Source organism: Insulibacter thermoxylanivorax (assembly GCF_015472005.1).
In the GTDB taxonomy this organism is placed as follows: Bacteria; Bacillota; Bacilli; order Paenibacillales; family DA-C8; genus Insulibacter; species Insulibacter thermoxylanivorax.
On sequence record NZ_BMAQ01000004.1, the window covers coordinates 85,122 to 100,891 of the forward strand.

General features: G+C 51.0%; 8 protein-coding genes and 1 riboswitch. Of the genes, 2 read left to right on the forward strand and 6 right to left on the reverse strand.

The window, feature by feature from the left end:
- Positions 1-30 precede the first annotated feature (30 nt).
- Positions 31-120, reverse strand: a riboswitch (cyclic di-GMP riboswitch).
- A gap of 215 nt (positions 121-335) precedes the next feature.
- Together PRECH8_RS02825 and PRECH8_RS02830 are read right to left on the reverse strand one after the other, a co-directional pair.
- Complete coding sequence (locus PRECH8_RS02825; RefSeq protein ID WP_276569082.1) at positions 336-1,895, reverse strand: malate:quinone oxidoreductase; 1,560 nt, start codon at positions 1,893-1,895, stop codon at positions 336-338.
- Positions 1,896-2,017: 122 nt separating this feature from the next.
- On the reverse strand, positions 2,018-2,914 hold the full coding sequence (locus tag PRECH8_RS02830; RefSeq protein ID WP_200965565.1) for a LysR family transcriptional regulator: 897 nt from the start codon (positions 2,912-2,914) through the stop codon (positions 2,018-2,020).
- Positions 2,915-3,022: 108 nt separating this feature from the next.
- On the opposite strand from PRECH8_RS02830, the gene PRECH8_RS02835 reads away from it, so the two are divergent.
- Positions 3,023-4,213, forward strand: coding sequence for a coenzyme F420-0:L-glutamate ligase (locus PRECH8_RS02835; RefSeq protein WP_200965566.1), 1,191 nt, complete (start codon positions 3,023-3,025; stop codon positions 4,211-4,213).
- 95 nt (positions 4,214-4,308) lie between these two features.
- Here the strand turns inward: PRECH8_RS02835 and PRECH8_RS02840 are convergent, their stop codons facing one another.
- The 4 genes from PRECH8_RS02840 to PRECH8_RS02855 form a co-directional block, all read right to left on the reverse strand.
- Positions 4,309-4,995: a phosphoribosylaminoimidazolesuccinocarboxamide synthase gene (locus PRECH8_RS02840; protein ID WP_200965567.1), complete on the reverse strand. Its 687-nt coding sequence runs from the start codon at positions 4,993-4,995 to the stop codon at positions 4,309-4,311.
- A gap of 151 nt (positions 4,996-5,146) precedes the next feature.
- The gene (locus PRECH8_RS02845) at positions 5,147-6,253 is read right to left on the reverse strand and encodes a GGDEF domain-containing protein (protein WP_200965568.1); all 1,107 of its coding nucleotides are present in this window, start codon (positions 6,251-6,253) and stop codon (positions 5,147-5,149) included.
- 402 nt (positions 6,254-6,655) lie between these two features.
- Positions 6,656-11,056, reverse strand: coding sequence for a glycoside hydrolase family 10 protein (locus tag PRECH8_RS02850; RefSeq protein ID WP_308808421.1), 4,401 nt, complete (start codon positions 11,054-11,056; stop codon positions 6,656-6,658).
- Between the two features lie 271 nt (positions 11,057-11,327).
- The gene (locus PRECH8_RS02855; protein ID WP_200965570.1) at positions 11,328-14,555 is read right to left on the reverse strand and encodes an endo-1,4-beta-xylanase; all 3,228 of its coding nucleotides are present in this window, start codon (positions 14,553-14,555) and stop codon (positions 11,328-11,330) included.
- A 510-nt stretch (positions 14,556-15,065) separates the two neighbouring features.
- Between PRECH8_RS02855 and PRECH8_RS02860 the strand changes: the two genes are divergently transcribed.
- Positions 15,066-15,770, forward strand: coding sequence for a lantibiotic protection ABC transporter ATP-binding protein (locus PRECH8_RS02860; RefSeq protein ID WP_200965571.1), 705 nt, complete (start codon positions 15,066-15,068; stop codon positions 15,768-15,770).

Genomic DNA, 15,770 nt, shown 5'->3' on the forward strand with positions numbered 1-15,770 from the left:
TATAGGAAAGTGGCCGAAGTGTCTATTTGCCTCGGCGGACCGGCTGCCATAGTCATAGAATCTGTCCTTAGGCCCGCAGCTTTGCGTCTTTGTCTTTCGACAAGTTTGCCCTTATCGAATTCTTAGAGTAATTATAAATCAGCTGTCCCCCACGTTCAACATAATTCGACATTCTTCACGTCTATCAGCAAGGAATAACAGTCTGTTGGAACTGGTTCTTACCTCATGTATTAGGTCTTTAGAATTTATTTCGCTTGTTTACTCTTGCATGCATCCTTCACTCTATCCCATCTGGCGGCTGCACTCTCATAAGAGAAGCCTGAACGACTCGGCATTCAGGCTTCTTGCTGTACACTTGCTGTTTGGCCGGGCACTGCTTCTGCTTCTAATCCCAGCATGCGTGCCGTTGATTCGTGCAGTTCCTGAATCAGCTCGGGATGTTCCGTTAACTTGAGGCCATAGGAAGGAATCATCTCCACAATCTTCTCTTCCCAAGCCTTGAGATATTGCGGAAAACATCTCTGGATCACTTCCAACATCACGGATACGGCTGTGGAAGCACCTGGGGAAGCACCTAACAGAGCGGCAATCGACCCGTCCGCCGCGCTGATCACCTCAGTTCCGAATTGCAGCGTTCCTCTGCCGACTGCTGTGTCCTTGATGATCTGAACCCGCTGTCCAGCGACGATCAGCTCCCAATCTTCGCTCCTCGCATTCGGGATGAACTCTCGCAAGGCCTCCATGCGCTGTTCCTTCGTCAACATGACCTGCTGGATGAGGTATGCCGTCAGCGAGAAATTCTTCACCCCGGCGGCCAGCATCGTCAACAAATTGTGCAGCTTCACGGATGTGAACAGATCAAGCATCGACCCGGCTTTCAAGAACTTGGGCGAGAAGCCCGCAAAGGGACCGAACAACAGGGATCTTTCGTGATCGATGATCCTCGTATCCAAGTGCGGCACCGACATCGGCGGTGCGCCGACCGGAGCCTTGCCGTACACCTTCGCATGGTGCTGTGTGACGATCTCCGGATTCTTGCAGACCATGAACAAGCCGCTGACCGGGAAACCGCCGATCCCCTTGCCCTCGGGAATGCCGGACTTCTGCAGCAGATGCAGACTGCCGCCTCCGCCGCCGATGAAGACGAACTTGGCACGGTGGTATTCTGTCTCACCGGTCTGAAGATTCCTAACCTTAAGTTCCCAAGATCCGTCGCCGGCGCGCTTGAGATCATCCACGTGGCGATGGTATTGGACATTCACCTGCTTCCGCTGCAGATGACCAAAGAGCAGACGCGTTAATGCCCCAAAGTTCACATCCGTGCCCGATTCCATTCGCGTCGCCGCGATCGGGCCCTTTATGATCCGATCCTGCATCATCAGCGGGATCCACTCCCGAAGCTGATCCGGATCCTCCGAATACTCCATGCCTTGAAACAGCGGATGGCGTGACATCGTCTCGTAGCGTTTCTTAAGGAAAGCCGAATCTTGCTCTCCTTGGACGAAACTCATATGCGGTACAGGAGCGATAAAATCCCGCGGATTCTCAATGATCTTGCTCTGCACAAGATAAGACCAGAACTGCTTGGATACTTGGAATTCCTCGTTCACTTTCACCGCTTTGCTGATGTCGATGGAGCCGTCCGGCTGTTCGACGGTATAGTTCAGCTCGCATAAGGATGCATGCCCGGTGCCGGCGTTGTTCCATTCATTCGAACTTTCTTCGCCCGGCCGGGACAATCGTTCGAATACGGTGATCTCCCAGTCAGGTGCTAACTCCTTAAGCAGCGTACCCAGTGTCGCACTCATGATCCCCGCGCCGATCAAGATGACGTCAGTTCTAGAATGTTGATTGCTCATAGATACCGTCCTCACATGAGTATTTGTCGCAGACAAGAGGCTGTTGCCCCCATGTAAGCGCTCACCCAGTCTGTTATACAACCAACCTTCTCGTCCGAATTCTGCGTTATTTTACTATCCATAGTGTATCATTATTGTGAATATATGAAAATATCATTTTATGGTGATATCCGCTCTTGACTCAATTGCTCGACAAACTTCTTCGAAGCCGGGGACAGGGAGACGCTTTGGAGATAACAGATGCCGATGTGCCGCTTCGGAATCTCCTGCTGTAAGGGGATCTCGTATACGAGCTGCTGTTCCAGATAATCGCGGGCAAACTGTTTGATCACACAGGCGATCCCCAGATTGATCTTGGCAAACTCCAACAACAGGTCATGGGATCCCAGTTCAAATTCCGGAGACACCTTCACCCCCGCCGCAGACAGCACATCCTCTACATACTTCCGCGAGTTGGAGCTTGGCTCCAACAAGATCAGGGGCAGAGAAGCAATGTCCCGAAGATGCATCGGTTCCCGGCACTGCGCTCGATATTTGTCTCCGCAGACGAAGATATCTTGCACTTCTAGACAGGGGATCTGTTCCAAGGAGGGATCGTTCAGCGGAAAATTGCATACGCCGAGATCGACAGCCCCCGACTTGAGCAGGGCACAGATTTCCAGTGTCGTACCGTTCACAATCTTGAACCGGATATTCGGATAGCGAATGTGGAATTCCTCCAGATAGGGCAGAAGGAAATGTTTCGAGATCGTATCGCCGACTCCGATCTTCAGCTCACCGATCGTCATATCTTTGAATTCGGTTAATTTCTGCTCGCCTGCTTCAATTAAACTCAGCGCGGAGTGGGCATACTCAAAGAGTAAGCTGCCTTCCGTCGTCAGCGTGACACCTCTGGTCGTACGGTTAAAAAGACGCGTATCCAGTTCATTCTCCAGCTGCATAATCGCTTGGCTGACGGCGGATTGAGACATATAAAGCTCTTGGGCGGCGCGGGAGATGCTGCCATTTCTGGCCGTGATGCAGAATACTCTATATAGGTCAAGTTTCGTCGTCATGATAAGTACTCCTTATATCAAGTATATGATATATCTATTTTACTTATATCGGGCATCTCTTGTATAGTTTATATAGTAGGATAACTTTTCGAATGAGGAGCGTATAGGATGGATAGAATGGTTGGTACAGTTGTGCGAGGGATTCGTTGTCCCATCATCCAACAAGGGGATGTGATCGAAGAGATCGTGGTAAACAGCCTCCTGCAAGCATCTGCAGAAGCGGGGTTTGAGTTCCGTGATCGCGACATCGTATCCATCACCGAATCCGTCGTGGCCAGAGCACAGGGGAATTATGCTACTGTGGACCAGATCGCTCAAGATGTGCGCAGGAAATTCAACGATGAACCGCTGGGCGTGTTGTTCCCGATCTTAAGCCGCAACCGGTTCGGCGTTAACTTGCGCGGCATCGCCAGAGGAGCAAGCAAGATCATCCTGCAGCTCAGTTACCCGTCCGACGAAGTGGGGAATCACTTGATCGATCTGGATACCCTCGATGACAAAGGAGTCAATCCCTGGACGGATGTGCTGACCGAAGAGGAATACCGGAAGCTGTTCGGCTATCGGAAACATACCTTCACCGGAATTGATTATATTGAATACTACAAATCCATCGTCGAAGGTGAAGGCATCCCTTGTGAGGTGATCTTCTCTAATCAACCTAAGACGATTCTGAACTATACGAAGCAGGTGTTGACCTGTGACATCCACAGCCGCAAGCGCACGAAACGTATCCTAGTAGAAAACGGCGGCGAGAGGATCTTCAATCTCGAGGACATCTTGCGGGAACCGGTGGACGGAAGCGGGTATAACGAAATCTACGGACTGCTGGGATCGAACAAATCGACGGAAGACAGCGTGAAACTGTTTCCTCGCAACTGCCAGCCGGTTGTAGAACGCATCCAACAGATGCTGCTCGAGAAGACAGGGAAGAAGATCGAAGTGATGATCTATGGGGACGGCGCATTCAAAGATCCCGTAGGGAATATCTGGGAGCTGGCCGACCCATGCGTATCGCCGGCGTACACATCTGGTCTCGAAGGTACGCCGAATGAGGTGAAGCTGAAATATCTCGCGGATAACAACTTCGCCAACTTGAAGGGCCAAGAGCTGGAGCAAGCAATCACCGAGTTCATCAGCCATAAGGACGATAACCTGGTAGGGGCGATGGAGTCCCAAGGTACAACTCCCCGCAGACTAACGGATCTGATCGGCTCGTTGTCCGATCTGACTTCCGGCAGCGGCGACAAAGGAACACCGATCGTGTTCATCCAAGGTTATTTCGATAACTTCACAACTTAATCCCCATGAAGAAAGGGGCTGTCCAGTCAGTCAACGATGACTGGACAGCCCCTTTGCTGTTCCACGTTGTCTTCTCCGATCTTCATGACACCTTCTTAATCTCCAAGGATTAACCGTTCCAACTCCAGCGGCTCGACATAGACCCCGTCCTTATACGCGCGCATATTCCCGCCGGAGATCTCATCGATCAGCACAACCTCTCCATTCGACTTCAGACGACCGAACTCCAGCTTGATGTCATATAGTTCAATCCCCTTCTTCGCAAGCTCATCCTTTACCACTTGGCTGATCTCCTTCGTCAAGCGTTCCAGGGTGTCGTATTCTTCGGCCGTCAAGATCCCGAGCATCTCCAGCGCTGCCTTGCTGATCGGCGGATCCTGCCGCTCATCATCCTTGATCGTCACCTCAACGAAAGCATCCAGCGGTTGCCCTTCCTTCGCGTAGAGCCCATAACGGCGCAGGAAGCTGCCGGCTGCCCGATAACGGCAGATCACTTCCAGACCATGTCCGAAGACGTCCGCCGGAGCGACGGTCATCGTCGCTTGCTCAATATCCGCATCGATATAGTGGGTTGGGATGTTCCGTTCATGCAGCCGCTCAAAAAAATACTTCGTCAGGCGAAGCCCAGCGCGGCCGGCGCCCTCCATGACCAAACCTACGGTGTTCGCACCTGGGTCAAACACGCCGTTCTCGCCCGTCATGTCATCTTTGAATTTGAGCAGATAGTTTCCATCTTCCAGTTCGTATACATCTTTGGTCTTGCCCGTATAGATTCGTTTCATCCTACAATCCCCTTATCGGTTGGCTTAATATGGATTGGTTTATCTCGATTCCCATCATGACATATCGCCTTTACTGAAGTCAATGCGCAGTTCATGTCACCCGGCGAATTCCTTGCGTTTCACGTACAGAAGCCCCCGGACTCGGAGGCTCCTATGCCGAATGGCTTGCGTATGCAATTCTGTTCTTGCCCGTGTGTTTCGCTTGATAAAGCAAGGCATCGGTCTCGGCGAAGAAACGTGATTTGCCTGATCCATGGATATAGGAAGAAAGGCCGATGCTGACCGTCACTCTGCGGCCGTCAAGTTCCGGATGATGAAGCCCATGGATGGCTTCGCGAACTCGTTCGCACAGTTCCAAAGCCTCTTCCAAGGTCCGCTCTGGGAAGATGATCGCAAACTCTTCGCCGCCGTATCTGGCGATGATCTCCTCCGCTGTAAGCGACTGCTGCAAGGTTTGAGCGACCCGTTTTAAGATGAGATCCCCCGTCGCATGACCGAACGTATCATTGATTGATTTGAAATCATCGATATCGATGACCGCGAGCTGAAGCGGCATCTGATTCCTCTCGCAATGCTCGATCATGTGTTCCAGATATTCTTGGAACGTCCTGTGATTGTACAGATCGGTGAGCGCATCCGTCTTGCTTAACCGCTCCATGATGATGTTCTTCACCATCAGATCCCGCTGGGAATGGGCGGAACGAATCAGCTTCTCCATCATATCCCTGCCCCTGTGAATGAGCTGCATGAGGATCAGATACTGGCCTGTCAATATATAGAGCAAAGCGAAGCGCTCATAGATCGTCATATGATTCCATGTAACGGGAAACAATAGATACATCAATACGAGCACTGCTATAGAGGTCAGGTATGAAAAGGTAAGATACTTCTTAGAAAAGTGAAAAGCAGCGACCAGCATCGGAATCATCATCGTGTACTGTATCCCGATCAGCGTCTGATTGCCGTAGATCAGGGCTGCTCCAAGCAGCGTACCCGTCAGGATGATGATATAAGGATGCGGTCTCGTACCGTATCTTTCCAACAGCTCGTTCACCAGCACGATCAAGATCTGCACACCCGAAGGAATCACCAGCGTATGAACGAGATAGCGCGGCACATCCTCCGGCTGCAGCCAGATCTTGATGATCAAAGCGATGATCTCCGCCAGCAAAGCGATGCCTACTACGATCCAATAGACGTTTAAGATTTTCCTCTGCCATACCTTCCCATCGATCTGTAATTCATGTAATTCTGCCACGATCTTTCGCACCCTATAAGTAGAATTTTCCTCGGGGCTATGTCTATGCCCTAACCTGCTTATTCAACACTGAGTTGAAGGATAGTCATATCCCTTCGTATCCAACTTCTAAAGCACGAGTTGCAGCTGCGATAAGCATCACGCCGCGTTCATGCTGGAGGGGATTCATGTAACCGTTCTCAACTGCGCTCGATTTCTTGTCTGGATATAGTACGCTTTTGTTCACAGGCTGTTCATTTATTATAAATCTTTCCTGGCCGAACGTCCACGGTAGAGGAGCCGTTTCTGGGGATCACTCAGCTTCATGAGCAGACAATCTCCGAGAGAGATTGATGCCCGATCCTCAGGAGAGGATCGGGCACGATAGGATAACCCAAAGGGGAGGCTGTATGGGTTATAAGCTCATTCCTTCCAGATCCGATACAGAATTACCGCTGCCTCTGCGCGGGTGAGATGGTCTTGCGGTGCGATTCTGTTCCCGCTCTTGCCGGCGATTATGCCGGACGCTGCCAGCGCGGTAACGCTGTCCTTAGCGTAGTCCGCCACAAGATCTGCGTCGGCATATGCGGTGAGCGGGCTGCCTGACGGCAGGGATCTGCCCGCCGCTTCAAGCGCACGAACCGTCAGCACCATCATATCTTGACGAGTGATCGGTGCGGCCGGTTGGAAAGCACCGTCACCGGTGCCTGCGGCGATGCCGAGCTGCTTGGCTGTGCGCAGCTCATCATAATAGTAAGCCGATGCCGGCACATCTCGGAACATCGTCACATGCTCATCCGGCGCTTGCAGCTCCAACGCCCTGACCAGCAGAGCGACGAAGTCCGCTCGCGTGATGTTGTCATACGGAGCATAGAGCTTGCCGCCGATCCCGCGGATGATATCCCGTGCAGCCATCGCTTCGATCGCATCCCTCGCCCACGGCACATCATGCGTATCCGTGAAGTCATGATATACATAAGTGACCGCGAAGGTGCTGAAATGTTTGGCAGCGAGGCGCACGACACCCTCTTCCGCATCGTAGCGGCTGTTCGGAATCGCCGTGATCTTACCCGCATCATCGATATGCCATACGACGATGTGGTCGGGATAAAGACTCTCTACCCATGATGGTGTATATGGAATCGTCACGATCACAGGAGCATCAGCGCTGCTCCAAGGCATGACCTCATCACCAGCAACGAGGTCGAGCTTAATCACAGGGCGATCGCCGATCTGATCGCGCACATTAGCAGCTAATTGCTCTTTAGCATCTTGAGCGATACGAATCTTCACTTGCTCATGGCTGCTCTCGTGGTTCACCAGCATACGGCTCGGAATCTCCACCCATACCGTCCCCAGCTTCACGAGCAAGGTGTAGTTCTCCTCGCTTTGCAAGCTGCTTGCTGGCAGCTGCACATCCACGGCGCCGCTTCGCACCTGTTCCGCTAGATCGACCACGATCTGCTTGGAGCCGTCCGCTTGTTCTGCCGCTTGACCGAGTGCTTGCCGCAGCAGTTGATTCGTGATCTCCGCGGTTGCATGTCCGCCTATCGTCCTCACAGCAGGACGGATCGCTGTAACGCCGTTTCGCACCTCTACGGATCCTGTTGGAGGCAGAATCACCGGCGATGAGCCTCTGCGGCTGTCTTCATCAGCTGCAGATGGATCGATCAGCGTCAATACGCCAAATACAGACGGATCTTGATAGCCCTGACCGGACAAGTCGTTCCAGGTCGCGACGCTTTGACGTGCACCGCTTCGGGCATCATTGATCTGGACGTCGAAGCCAATCTTGGTACCATGTTTCGGTCTGATCTCCGTCAAAGGAATCTTCACTTCTACGGTATAACTGGAGCCTGTCACCTTCACTGCGGACTCGAAACCTTCATCGATGCCTGCCGGGTTGAAGGAAGTTTCATTCTCGTAATTGATTCGGTATTGACCGACGCCATCCACATAGAAGGTTTGTTTCGTATTCAATTGGTCAAGGAATACCTCGATCGAATCCTGTTCCCATTCATTCGGGTTGCTCTTATCCAGTTCAGAATCATTGACGCGAACGAGAACATACAGATTCTCTTCATCCCACAGCACCTTGGCAGTACCATTCGCCCCTTGCCATGCCATTTGGTAACGATCAATAGGCAAGTCCGGTGCATTGTTCCAGACCGCATCGATCTCCCCGTCGATCACAGGTGTACCGTATACCCCTTGGCCTTGCCGCGCTTCGATCTCTTCCGGATCGTATTCTTCGATATACTTCTCCGGATCGATGACTGCATAATAAGCGGGTTTAGCTTTCAAATTCCGATCGAAGAGCAGCGGATTACGGTCTGCCAGCCAACTGGTGCCGTCATCCAGTCCCCAGAAGGTTACACGGGAGATGTGTTCTGCATACTCTTTGTACAGCTGGAACAGCTGGGCATACAGATAAGCTTGCTGCTTCGCTTCCTTATCTGTTAGTTCATAATTTTCGCCCGCCTTGATATCCAGTTCAGTAATTCCTACCTCTACTCCCAGCGAGATAAACTTCTCCAAGGAACGTCGAACATTCGCCGGGTTGGTGTTCAGATTGTAGTGTCCTTGCATGCCGATGCCGTCGATGAGGAGTCTGCCGTTATGCTCAGCGGCATAGCGCTCATTGATCTCCTTCACCATCTGGTAGATCGCTTCGGCCTTATTTTGGTTATCATCGTTATAATCGTTGTAATACAGCTTGATATCCCAGCCATGCTCATCGATCACTTCTCTTGCTGCTAAGAAGGCCTGCTCGATGTAATCAGGGCCAATCGCATGATACCACGCCGATTTGCGGAGCGACCCTTCCCAATCTTCCGGGTTCGGCGGGTTATCGCTCATCGCTTCGTTAACAACATCCCAGGAGATGACCCTGTCTCCGAAATGTTCCACAACCTTCCTGATATGTGTTCGCAGATTGTCTAACGCTTCTTCTCTGCTGAGGTAAATCGGTTTGCCTTCTTCATCAGTACCCGCAATGTTCATCCAATCCGGTGACTGCTGATGCCATACCAGCACGTGTCCGTGCATCTTCATGCCGGCACCAAGCACCTTATTCACCATCTCATCGGCCTCATCGAAGGTGAACTGTCCTTTCGTCCGCTGCAAGGCGTCCGGTTTCATGGCATTGCCGGCTGTAGCCAGGTTATGATGCATAGTCAGCAGTTCGAAGCGCACGCCATCCAGATCCTCAGCGGATATCGCACTGCCGATGAGGAAATCGTCTTTATACACCTCTTTGATCGGATCCAAATCTCTTTCGATATCCACCGGTCCAGCGCCCGTGGGCACAAACTCAACATCATCGATATAGAAGGACGCTGTTGCATTATTGCTCTCAATATAGATGGTTATATATTCGCCGCCCGCATTCGTGTAACGGTAACGCCCTTCTAACTGCACCCATTCGCCGCTGGTCACAATTTGTTTGGCCAGGTTGATATATTGGTCGGAACCAACTTGCGTCGATAATGTAAGTTCCGCAGTTGAAGGTTCAATCATCTTGACCCACACGGATATTTTATACTCATAACCGAGATCAATATATTTCTCCACGCGCAGCGAGGGGCCGTGCCAAGTATCCGATCTTCCCTCTACCTTCAGAGCGTACTTGCCGCCTTCCGTATGGTTCGTTTCATCAGTGACGGTTAAGGATTCACTGCCTGCACGTCCCTCAAAACCTTGCGTTGTATTGTCTTCAAAATCAATCGGTATGAACGGAATCGCAGGCGGTCTGTCACTAGGTTCATCAACGGGAGCTTCGCCGGTAATCAAAATATCCCCAATGTAGAATGGAACAGTTTGCCCTGCTTCATTTGATTGAATCCGTACGGCAAAATCCCTGCTCTGATCAACCGTATATCTTCCTGTCAGCACAAATGGCTGCCCTGCAACGAAGTCTGCATCAACATAAAGGCCTTGATAGCTTTGAACATTCTGAAGCGTAGCCTTAGCGCCTGCCGGAACTTCGACATCTTCAGCAATATAGCCAATCACCCTGATCGTATAGGTCGCTCCGTCTGCCATGCCGACATCACTGAACGCAATATCGACTCCATGCCAGTTCTGCGTTCTTCCATCCACTTTTAACGCTTTTCCGTCTTCATTGCCATCAAAATATAGATCCGAAACGACCTCTAATGTGACATCTCCCGCTGGTTTAACTTTTCCTGCGTCATCTTTAAATGTCTCATGGTAGATAATCTGCTCTTCAACCGGTTCCTCATCAATCGGTTCTGGTTCACCAGTGATCAGAATATCTCCAATGTAGAATGGAACTGTTTTCCCGGCTTCATCCGATTGCACTCGCAGACGGTCATACATCGACAAATCCGCCGTAAATTGACCGGTTAACGTCATTGCTTTACCGGCTGTAATCTCGGCACCAGTAACCCATCCATAGTTGTCGTTGCCAACAGGTTGAATAGCGAGTAGAGCACCCTCAGGAATAGTAACATCCGAATCCACATAAACGGCTATGGTCACGGTATACGTCCGTCCATCCACCAAACCTAAGTCTTCAAAGAAAAAGTCTGGTCCATCATGGTTATTTGTACGGTTATTTACATACAGTGCCGCACCATCTTCATTTCCATCAAATACTTTATCCGTAACGTATTCGAGCGATGCTCCGCCAGACTGACGAGCAACACTATTCCCTTCTTCAAACGTCTCATGATAAACGACATAATTGTCGGATGATTCTGAAATTTCGGCCGCTATAGGTGTCAACCAACCTGCTGGAATCAACAAAACTGCCAACAACACAGAGATGACTCGCCTAAACCTTCGACTCATTCCCAGCATTCCCCCTAAATAATGATGATCGAATTTGGGGTAAGCGATTTCACAATGATGTAATTACAAGATCCCCCTATTAAACAACTTACCATGTTTACCAAGAAATCATTACCAGACAAACTTAAGAACATACTTTGTGAAGTTAATAGTCATCTGGGCGCACTACCTCGAAAAAAGTCGTGCCCGACCCTCGGCCGAGGATCGGACACACTATGATTACCACATAGGGAAGGTTGTATGGCGAAGATGCTTATCGCATCATCACAACGCTTTAATGTTACTCTTGCCAGATCCGATACAGAATCACTGCTGCCTCTGCACGTGTCAGATTATCATGCGGTGCGATTCTGTCTCCGCCTTTGCCGACGATCACGCCGGCTTCTACCAGCGCTGCGACGCTGTCCTTAGCGTAGACCGCCACAAGGTCTGCGTCAGCATATGCGGCGAGCGAACCGTCTGTTGCCAGGGATCTTCCTGCTGCTTCAAGCGCACGAACCGTCAGCACCATCATATCTTGACGGGTGATCGGTGCAGTCGGTTTGAAGGTACCGTCTGCGGCTCCTGTTGCGATGCCCAGCTGCTTGGCAATGCGCAGTTCATCATAGTAGTAGGCTGATGCCGGCACGTCTGCGAACATCGTCACATCCTCATCCGACGCTTGCAGCTCCAGTGCCCTGACCAATAGAGCGACGAAGTCCGCTCTTGTAATCTTATTGTCAGGTGCGAAGCGGTTCTCACCTACACCGCGAATGACATCTTGTGCTGCCAGCGCTGTGATCGCTTCTTCAGCCCACGGCACATGTGCGATATCCTCGAATACATAAGTCGCCTCATCAACCAGAGTCAATACACCGAAGACGGACGGATCTTGATAGCCCTGACCGGAGAGGTCGTTCCAGATCGCCACGCTCTGACGTGCGCCTTCCTTACCGTCATTGATCTGAACGTCGAAGCCGATCTGAACTCCCGCCTTAGGCGTAATCTCTGTGAACGGAATCTTCACTTCCACGGTATAACTTGTGCCGGACACCTTCGTCGCCGACTCGAAGCCTTCCTCGATCCCTGCCGGGTTGAAGGACGTTTCATTGTCAAAGTTGACGCGGTATTGACCAACACCGTCTACGTAGAAGGTCTCCTTCGTATTCCGCTCATCCAAGAAGATTTCGACGGAGTCTTGCTCCCACTCATTCGCACTGCTCTTATCGAGCTCCGAATCCGTAACTTGTACTAAGACATACAGATTCTCTTCATCCCACAGCACCTTCGCTGTACCGTTAGCGCCATGCCATGCGGTCTGATAGCGGTCTAACGGCAGATTCGGTGCATGGCTCCATACGTCATCGATCTCCCCGTCGATCACAGGTGTACCGTACACGCCTTGACCTTGACGCGCTGCTTGTACTTCAGGATCATAGCTTGCGATGAATCCTTCCGGATCGATGACTGCATAGTATGCCGGCTTCGCCTGCAGGTCGCTGTCGAAGAGTGTCGGGCTGTTCGCTGCTCGCCAGCTTGCGCCATCATCAAGTCCCCAGAAAGTTATTCGGGAGATGTGATCTGCATACTCCTTGTACAGCTGGAATAACTGAGCATATAGATAGGCTTGCTGCATCGCTTGTTTCTCTGTCAACTCATGGTTCTCCCCTGCCATGATGTCCAGCTCAGTAACTCCCACTTCTACTCCTAAAGAGATGAACTTCTCTAGGGAACGTCTTACGTTCGCTGGGTTCGTATTCAAGTTGTAGTGCCCCTGCATACCGATCCCATCGATGAGGAGTCTGCCGTCATTCTCAGCGGCATAGCGCTCGTTGATCTCCTTCACCATCTGATAGATCGCTTCGGCTTTGTTCTGGTTATCATCGTTGTAATCGTTGTAGTAGAGCTTGATATCCCAGCCGTTCTCATCGATTACTTCTCTTGCAGCCCGGAAAGCTTCCTCGATAAAGTCAGGACCAATCGCTTGCAGCCATCCTGAGTTCCGCAGCGATGCTCTCCAATCTTCCGGGTTCGGCGGGTTATCACTCATCGCCTCATTGACAACGTCCCAAGAAATCACTCTGTCGCCGAAATGCTCAACGACGGTTTTCACGTGTTTCCGCAGATTCGCCAGTGCTTCCTCGCGGCTGAGCGGATTGCCGTTCTCATCCGAATGCAGCAGCTCATTGGACTGCTGATGCCATACGAGCACATGGCCGTGCAGCAATAGACCGGCATCTTCAACCATTTGCACCAGTTCATCTTCCGCCGTAAAGTCAAATTCCCCCTCTTCATTGTATGCATATGCCGGCTTCATCGCATTTTCTGCGGTCACCAGATTATGATGCATTTGAATAAGTTCAAGGCGAACACCTTCCAGATCCTTCGTCGAAACAACGTTACCGATCAGGAAGTAGTCCTTATACACTTCTTTAATCGATGGAAGATCGCGCTGGATATCCGTTGGACCAGCTCCCGTCGGTTCGAAGGTAATGTCATCGATGTAGAAGGAAGCTGTTGCATTGTTCGAGCTCTCTACATAGACAGTTACATACTCGTTGCCGACGCTGCTGTAACGGTAGGTCCCTTCAAGCCTGACCCATCCGTCTTCGACGCTGATGGTCTTGCCCTCGATATTGTTATAGCTTGCTCCATCCCCCGAGCCGATCTGCGTCGACAGTTGGATCTGCGCAGTTTCCGGCGAGATCAATTTGACCATCACGGAGATGCGATACTCATGGCCCTTGTCGATATATTGCTCCACGCGCAGCGACGGACCATGCCATTCTACGGTTCTGCCTTCAACCTTCAGAGCGTACTTGCCGCCCTCCGTGCTGTTCGCTTCGTCGGTGACCGTCAAGATCTCCGTACCTGCACGTCCCTCAAAACCTTGTGTCGTTCCATCTTCAAAATCAATCGTCGTAAAAGGCAATGCAGGCGGTCTGTCATCATCGGGTTCTTCAACAGACGCTTCCTTGCCCGTGATCAGAATCTCCCCGATATAGAAGGGAACTTCCTTGCCCGCATCATTAGATTGCACTCTCACGGCAAAATCTTTGCTTGTATCTACCGTATAAGTGCCTGTAAGCGTGAAGGGTTTCCCCGCTTCATAATTCGCTTCAACATAGAGGCCGCTGTAGCTCTGTACATTCTGGAGCAAAGCTTTGGCACCTTCCGGAACATCGACATCTTCAGCGACATAGCCGACGACTTGAATCGTATAAGTCGCTCCGTTTACCATGCCGACTTCGCTGAACGGAATATCGACGCCGTCCCAGTTATTCACCCTGTCATAAACACGAACCGCTTTGCCGTCTTCATTGCCATCGAAGAACAGGTCAGAAACGGCTTCAAGTTTAGCGCTTCCGGCAGGAATAACTGCTCCCAACCCATCTTCAAAGGTTTCATGGTAGATCACCATATCGTCAGATGATTCTGACATTTCAGCTGCTAAGGGCGTCAACCACCCTGCCGGGATCAGCAATGCTGCCAGCAATACGGAGATGATTCGTCTGAACGCTCGACTCATTCCTAGCATTCCCCCTCGTTAATAATATCCATTTACTGGAGAAAGCGGTTACAATACTTGAAGCTTTTGCTCCATATTCAAAGTTAGCATGATTTCCATTCAAACATCACCGTAGGAATTAAAGAACATTCTTTGATAAGTTAATGTTATTGTAGTAATTTTGGATTAAATACTAGAAAAATCCCGGATTCCCTCTACTAAAGAGCCAGGGCTTCTTATTACTTTACTCCTATTCTTGCAATCGTCTTGAACTTGTTCGATAACAGGCAAACCACACGAGGCCAACTGCCAACACTCCCGTTAGAATGAGCCCTCCGAATATACTTCCTGAGGCAACATAAACGCCCTTCCTGCTCCTCATCGCGCTTCCCCCAAATGGTTTCTTACGACACTTAGGTGCATTATACCAAAATCCAGCATCATTACGATGATCCTTATAAAATTCTTAGAATTGCCTCGTAAAGTAGATGACAGCGAGAAAGATAACACTGCGATAAAGGGTGAAGACCGATGGAAATGATCTTGCAAACGAGAAACCTATGTAAATCATTCAAGGGACAGCGAGCTGTCCAAGATGTTTCTCTTTCCATTCCTAAGCACGCAGTCTATGGACTGCTCGGTCCCAACGGGGCGGGCAAATCAACAACGCTGAAGATGCTCACCGGCATGCTGCGGCCCTCCTCCGGCGAGATCTTGTTCGAGGGCAGACCCTGGTCACGCAGGGATCTGGCAAGAATCGGCGCCTTAATCGAGTCGCCGCCGTTATATGAAAACTTAACCGCGCGGGAGAATCTGAAAGTGAGAGCAACCCTCCTCGGCCTGCCGGACACTCGGATCGATGAGGTGCTGCACATCGTGGACTTGGCACATACCGGGAACAAACGTGCCGGCCAATTCTCCATGGGCATGAAGCAGAGGCTCGGGATCGCCCTTGCATTGCTCCACCAGCCCAAACTGCTGATCCTCGATGAGCCGGCCAACGGCCTGGATCCGATCGGCATTCAGGAGCAGCGGGAGCTCATTCGTTCGTTTCCGAAGCAGGGAATCACTGTGATCCTCTCCAGCCACATCTTAAGTGAAGTGGAACAAATCGCTGATCATATCGGCATCATCGCCGGCGGCGTGCTGGCCTATCAGGGGCCGGTTACCCCGGATGGGGACTTGGAATCCTTGTTCATGCAGATCATCAGCAAGCATCGGAAGGGAGGGAACTAG